General features: G+C 72.8%; 5 protein-coding genes and 1 pseudogene. 5 read left to right on the top strand and 1 reads right to left on the bottom strand.

The features are described from left to right. The first annotated feature begins 167 nt into the window (after nucleotides 1-167). Nucleotides 168-773: an ArsR/SmtB family transcription factor gene (locus DLJ59_RS00585; protein WP_124770577.1), complete on the top strand. Its 606-nt coding sequence runs from the start codon at nucleotides 168-170 to the stop codon at nucleotides 771-773. A 58-nt stretch (nucleotides 774-831) separates the two neighbouring features. Then, nucleotides 832-2,118 carry an MFS transporter gene (locus DLJ59_RS00590; RefSeq protein WP_124770578.1) on the top strand — a complete coding sequence of 429 codons (1,287 nt, stop codon included), beginning with the start codon at nucleotides 832-834 and terminating at the stop codon, nucleotides 2,116-2,118. A gap of 17 nt (nucleotides 2,119-2,135) precedes the next feature. Here the strand turns inward: DLJ59_RS00590 and DLJ59_RS00595 are convergent, their stop codons facing one another. Further along, nucleotides 2,136-2,876: a GNAT family N-acetyltransferase gene (locus DLJ59_RS00595; RefSeq protein ID WP_124770579.1), complete on the bottom strand. Its 741-nt coding sequence runs from the start codon at nucleotides 2,874-2,876 to the stop codon at nucleotides 2,136-2,138. 140 nt (nucleotides 2,877-3,016) lie between these two features. On the opposite strand from DLJ59_RS00595, the gene DLJ59_RS00600 reads away from it, so the two are divergent. The 3 genes and pseudogenes from DLJ59_RS00600 to DLJ59_RS00610 all read left to right on the top strand — a co-directional run. After that, the gene (locus DLJ59_RS00600; RefSeq protein WP_074318554.1) at nucleotides 3,017-3,229 is read left to right on the top strand and encodes a hypothetical protein; all 213 of its coding nucleotides are present in this window, start codon (nucleotides 3,017-3,019) and stop codon (nucleotides 3,227-3,229) included. Between the two features lie 74 nt (nucleotides 3,230-3,303). Then, entirely contained in the window at nucleotides 3,304-4,842 is a 1,539-nt protein-coding gene (locus tag DLJ59_RS00605; protein WP_124770580.1) for a replication-associated recombination protein A, read from the top strand. Further along, a pseudogene (locus tag DLJ59_RS00610) lies at nucleotides 4,839-5,126 on the top strand (hypothetical protein); the annotation flags it as partial. The gene DLJ59_RS00605 and the pseudogene DLJ59_RS00610, both read left to right, overlap by 4 nt.

A 5,126-nucleotide genomic window follows, 5' to 3' on the forward strand; every position in this document is an offset into this window, starting at 1 on the left:
CCCACGCGCGGCCCGTCCCACCCCCGCGATCTTGCACTTCCGGTGGCGACAAAAGGGTCTTCAGTGAGCGAAACGAAGACCGAAACCGCAAGATCGCGGAGAGATGGATGCACAGTTTCTATGCAGAACACTTGTGCATAGAAACTGTGCAGAGATAGTGTGCAGTCATGGCGAACGACGAAGACGTCCCGCAGCCAGCGCTGCGTGAGGTGCGGATCGACAAACGGCAGGTCCGGGTGCTGGCGCACCCGCTACGAATGCGGTTGATCGGAGCGCTGCGCGTGAAGGGGCCCGCCACCGCGACCACCCTCGCCGAACTGCTCGGCACCAACACCGGCGCGACCAGCTACCACCTGCGCCAACTCGCCGAGGTCGGGCTCGTCATCGAGGACCCCGACCGGGGCAGCGGGCGGCAACGATGGTGGCAGGCGGCGCACGACGTCACCAACTGGGAGCCGTCCGACTTCGACGACGACCCCGACGCCCGGGCCGCGATCGAGTGGATCCAGGGCGACCAGGTGCGTCTCCTCGCCGAGACCGCCGACCGCTGGTTCGCCACCCAGCACGAATGGTCACCGGCCTGGCGGGACGGCTTCGGCATGAGCGACACCCTGATGACCATCCCACCGGCCCGGCTGGACGAACTCAAGAACGAGGTGTGGCAGTTGCTGGAGCGGTACCGCCAGGAGGCCGAAACCGCGGACCCGACCGATCCGGAGGCCCAGCCCGTGCAGATCTTCCTGGCCGCCTACCCGCTGCGCGAGGGCCTCTGATGAGCGCGAGGAGTGAGCCGGTGTTGCGAGCCCCGCAGTCGAGAAGTGAGGGATTGTCATGAGCGCGCTGTCCGTACGCCAGGTCCGGGTTCGTTACCTCACGCTCTACGGCCTGCGCTGGCTGCCCACCGGCCTGATGATCCCGGTGATGATCCTGCTGATGCAGGAGCGCGGCCTGTCGCTGCCGCAGATCGGCCTGGTCGGCACGGCGCAGGGGCTGCTGGTGCTGGCACTGGAGTTGCCCACCGGCGGGCTCGCGGACGCCCTCGGTCGTCGCCCGGTACTGCTCGCCGCCGGGGTGCTCAACCTCGCGTCGCTGGCGCTGTTCGCGGTGGCCGACTCGTTCTGGTTGTTCTTCGTGGTCTGGGCCCTGCAGGGGATCTACCGGGCGCTGGACAGCGGCCCGCTGGAGTCCTGGTACGTCGACGCCACCCTGGCCGCCGACCCGGAGGCCGAGTACGAGCGTGGCCTCGGCCACGCCGGCGCGGTCATCGGTGCGGCGATCGGCGGTGGCGCGCTGCTCAGCGGCGGTCTCATCGCGCTCGGCCCGATCGGGCCGGTCACCGCGCTCACCGTGCCCGTGCTGGCCGCGATCGTCGCGCAGGCGGCGGCGCTCGTCGCGCTGGTCCTGCTGCTGGTCGAGGAACGTCCGGCCACCGGGCTCGCGGCGCTGCGCGCCTCGGTGGCCCAGGCGCCCCGGATGATCGGCCAGGCCGTCGGGCTGCTGCGTCGCTCCCGGGTGCTGCTGGCGTTGGTGGCCGTCGAGCTGTTCTGGGGCTTCGGCATGGTCACCTTCGAGTCGCTGCTGCCGGTCCGGCTCGCCGAGGTGATCGGCGATCCGGAACGCGCCGCGGCGCTGCTCGGACCGGCGAACTCGGCCGCCTGGCTCGCCTCGGCGGCCGGTGCGGCACTGACCCCACTGCTGCTGCGCTGGTTCGGCGCCGCGCCGGGTGCGGCAGTGCTGCGCATCCTGCAGGGTGTGACGGTCGTCGGGATGGGCTTGTTCGCCGGGCCGGTCGGCGTGCTGGTGGCGTACCTGGCCTGCTACGCCGTGCACGGCGCGTCCAACCCGCTGCACAGTGGGCTGCTGCACCGGCAGGTCGACGGCCCGTACCGGACCAGCGTCCTCTCGCTGAACTCGATGATGGCGCAGCCGGCCGGCGCGCTCGGCGGGGTGGTGCTGACCGCGCTCGCCGCCGCCACCAGCGTCGGCACCGCGATGGTGGTCGGCGCGGTGGTGCTGGCCGTCGCCGCCCCGCTCTACCTGCCCGCCTGGCTGGCCGGCCGTCGGGCCGCCCCGGCCGTCGAACCGACAGCGGTCCCGGTGCCGGCCGCCGAGCGCTGAGGAGAAGAGGGGCTCTGTCAGGCGAGGCGGATCGAGCTGAGCGGGAGGGTGTTGGTGAAGCCGAGCCGACGGTAGAGCCGCGCCGCACCGACATTGTGGGTGTAGACGCCGAGCCCCACGGTGTCGTGGCGCGCCAGCACTGCCCGGGTCATCCCCGCGGTCAGGGACGCGCCCAGCCCTCGACCCCGTTGGTCGGGGGCGACGGTCAGGCCGGCGATGAAGCCGATGTCACCCTGGCTGCGGTCCGCGCCGCAGGCGACCAACCGGTCACCGACCCGGATGCCGTACCAGTCCACCACCCGTGGGTCGCCCGGGCGGGAGGTGCTGCTGGGGAACGACTCCTCGACCAGCGCCGCCAGCGCCGGCTGGTCGGCGGCGGTGAGGCGTACCACCGGCTGCTCGTCCGGCTGAGCCGGTGGCGACGTGTCGGTCCAGTGGAAGTCCCAGTCGCTGTGCTCGGCCACCGCCAACCGGTCGACCAGCAGGCCGCGATCGTGCCGGGGCAGGTGCAGCCGATGCCCCGATCGCAGCACCCCGTCGGTGGCGAGCGCGACACAGATCTCCAGCGCCGGCCCGGCCGGGCCGATCGCGCAGCCGGCCGGCCCGTGCTCGGGCGGCACCAGCCACAGCACGGCGCCGTCGCGCTGATAGCCGCGCACCGGAGGGCGTCCACCCAGCGCGTGCCGGGCGAACGGGTGGTGGCCGACGGCGGCCAGAACGGCGCTCCGGTCCTGGAGCACCTGTTCGTCGATGATCATGCTGCCCAGCCTAGGAGCCGGCCCTGGAACGCCCGCGCCGGGCCGTCGCGGCGCGGGCAGGTCCACCATGGAGATTGGCGAGCCGACCGATTGGGTACATCACGCGCCGACCTACTGGGAACCCCCACCGGAGGACCGACATGCTCGCCATTCTCGCGGCCATCGTCTTTGGCTTTGCCCTGCTGATCGACCTGCTCAACACCAACTTCGGAGCACCGGACCTGTTCAACTGGAACACCCTCGTGCTCATCGGGCTGCTCCTGCTCTCGCTCTACCTGGCCGGCGTGGGCAGCGGCCCGCGCGGCGGTGGTGGCGGCCGCTGGTACCGGGGTCGACGCCCCGGGCGTGGCTGACCGGAACCGATCACCGGCGGCGGGCCTGCGGCGCGATTCCGGCGTCGTAGGCCCGGCCCGGTACTGTCTTCGTGATGGAGTCCGACGCCCTCTTCTCCCTCGGTGAACCCGCCGGGTCGCGCAGCGCGCCCGACGGTCCGGCCGGTGTCGACGGCTTCACCGCGGTGGCCGACGATTCGCCCCTGCCCGTCCGGATGCGCCCGGTCACCCTCGACGAGTTGGTCGGGCAGGAGCACCTGCTCGCTCCCGGCGCACCCCTGCGGCAACTGGTCTCCGGCGGGGCGCCGATGTCGGTGATCCTCTGGGGCCCACCGGGTAGCGGCAAGACCACCATCGCGCACCTGGTGGCCGGCGCGACCGACCGCCGCTTCGTCGCCATGTCGGCACTCTCCGCCGGCGTGAAGGACGTCCGGGCGGTGATCGAGGCGGCTCGCCGCCAACGCCGTTCGGGCGGCCCGCAGACCGTGCTCTTCATCGACGAGGTCCACCGGTTCAGCAAGACCCAACAGGATTCGCTGCTCGCCGCCGTCGAGGACCGTACGGTCACCCTGCTGGCAGCGACCACCGAGAACCCGTACTTCTCGGTCATCTCGCCGCTGCTGTCGAGGTGCGTGCTGCTCACCCTGCAACCGTTGGACGACGAGGCGGTGCGGGGTCTGCTGCGCCGCGCGGTCGCCGACAAACGTGGCCTGGACGGCGCGCTGGCCCTGACCACCGAGGCCGAGGACCACCTGGTCCGGCTGGCCGCCGGTGACGTCCGCAAGGCGCTCACCGCCCTGGAGGCGGCGGCGGCCTCCGCCGCGGCCCTGGGCAGCGCGCGGATCGACCTCGCCACCGCCGAGCAGGCGGTCGACGTGGCGGCGGTGCGCTACGACCGCGACGGCGACGCCCACTACGACGTCGTCAGCGCCTTCATCAAGAGCATGCGCGGCTCGGACGTGGACGCCGCGGTGCACTGGCTGGCCCGCATGCTGGTCGCCGGTGAGGACGCCCGGTTCATCGCCCGTCGTCTGGTCATCTTCGCCAGCGAGGACGTGGGCATGGCCGACCCGAGCGCGCTGAGCGTCGCGACCGCCGCCGCGCACGCCGTCGAGTACGTGGGGCTGCCCGAAGCGCAGCTCAACCTGGCCCAGGCGGTCATCCACCTGGCTACCGCGCCCAAGTCGAACTCGGCCACCACCGCCATCGGTGCCGCGATCGCCGACGTGCGGGCCGGTCGGGGTGGCCCGGTGCCGCGAGGGCTGCGCGACGCGCACTACGCCGGTGCGCGCGGATTGGGCCACGGGACCGGCTACCGCTACCCGCATGACGACCAGCGCGGCGTGGTCACCCAGCAGTACGTCCCGGACGACCTGGTGGGCACCGACTACTACCAGCCCAGCCCGCACGGCGCGGAGCGGTCGGTGGCCGGCCGGCTGCCGGTGCTGCGCCGGATCGTGCGTGGTCTGCCGGCCCCGGCCGCCCGCCCGGAGACGCCGACATCCGAGCCATCCGTAACGGCGCAGACCACGCCAGCGCTATCCCCGGGGGTCGCCCGTCCGACGACGGGCCCGGGCGCCCCCGGCATGATGCAGGACAGCGGCACTGACGCCGCAGGAGAGGGTCAACAGTGAGATCGCGTGGTGGGGACCGCCCGGACGAGGGCCCGGACGAGCGGCCCGATCCCCGTGCCAAGACCCGCCGTTGGGGTCGCGGCCGGGCGGCTGAGCCCGAGCCGGAGGAGCCGGTCGCCGGCGAGGAGTTCGGCTGGATCGACGACCTCCGCTCGGCCAAGCAGCAACGCACCGAGCTGGGCCCGGACGGCGCACCGGCGGAGCCGAACCGACCCCGCGGGGGCCTGCCGCCGGCAGACCCGACCGGGCCGCCGGCACAAGTCACCCCGCGTACGCCGGCAGAG

Origin of the sequence: Micromonospora inaquosa (assembly GCF_003857055.1) — a bacterium.
GTDB lineage: Bacteria > Actinomycetota > Actinomycetes > Mycobacteriales > Micromonosporaceae > Micromonospora > Micromonospora inaquosa.

What these genes read in the sequence shown, in the direction of transcription:
- DLJ59_RS00590 (WP_124770578.1), top strand. Translation starts at nt 832, where the DNA reads ATGAGCGCGCTGTCCGTACGCCAGGTCCGGGTTCGTTACCTCACGCTC.
- DLJ59_RS00585 (WP_124770577.1), top strand. Translation starts at nt 168, where the DNA reads ATGGCGAACGACGAAGACGTCCCGCAGCCAGCGCTGCGTGAGGTGCGG.
- DLJ59_RS00605 (WP_124770580.1), top strand. Translation starts at nt 3,304, where the DNA reads ATGGAGTCCGACGCCCTCTTCTCCCTCGGTGAACCCGCCGGGTCGCGC.
- DLJ59_RS00600 (WP_074318554.1), top strand. Translation starts at nt 3,017, where the DNA reads ATGCTCGCCATTCTCGCGGCCATCGTCTTTGGCTTTGCCCTGCTGATC.
- DLJ59_RS00595 (WP_124770579.1), bottom strand. Translation starts at nt 2,876, where the DNA reads ATGATCATCGACGAACAGGTGCTCCAGGACCGGAGCGCCGTTCTGGCC.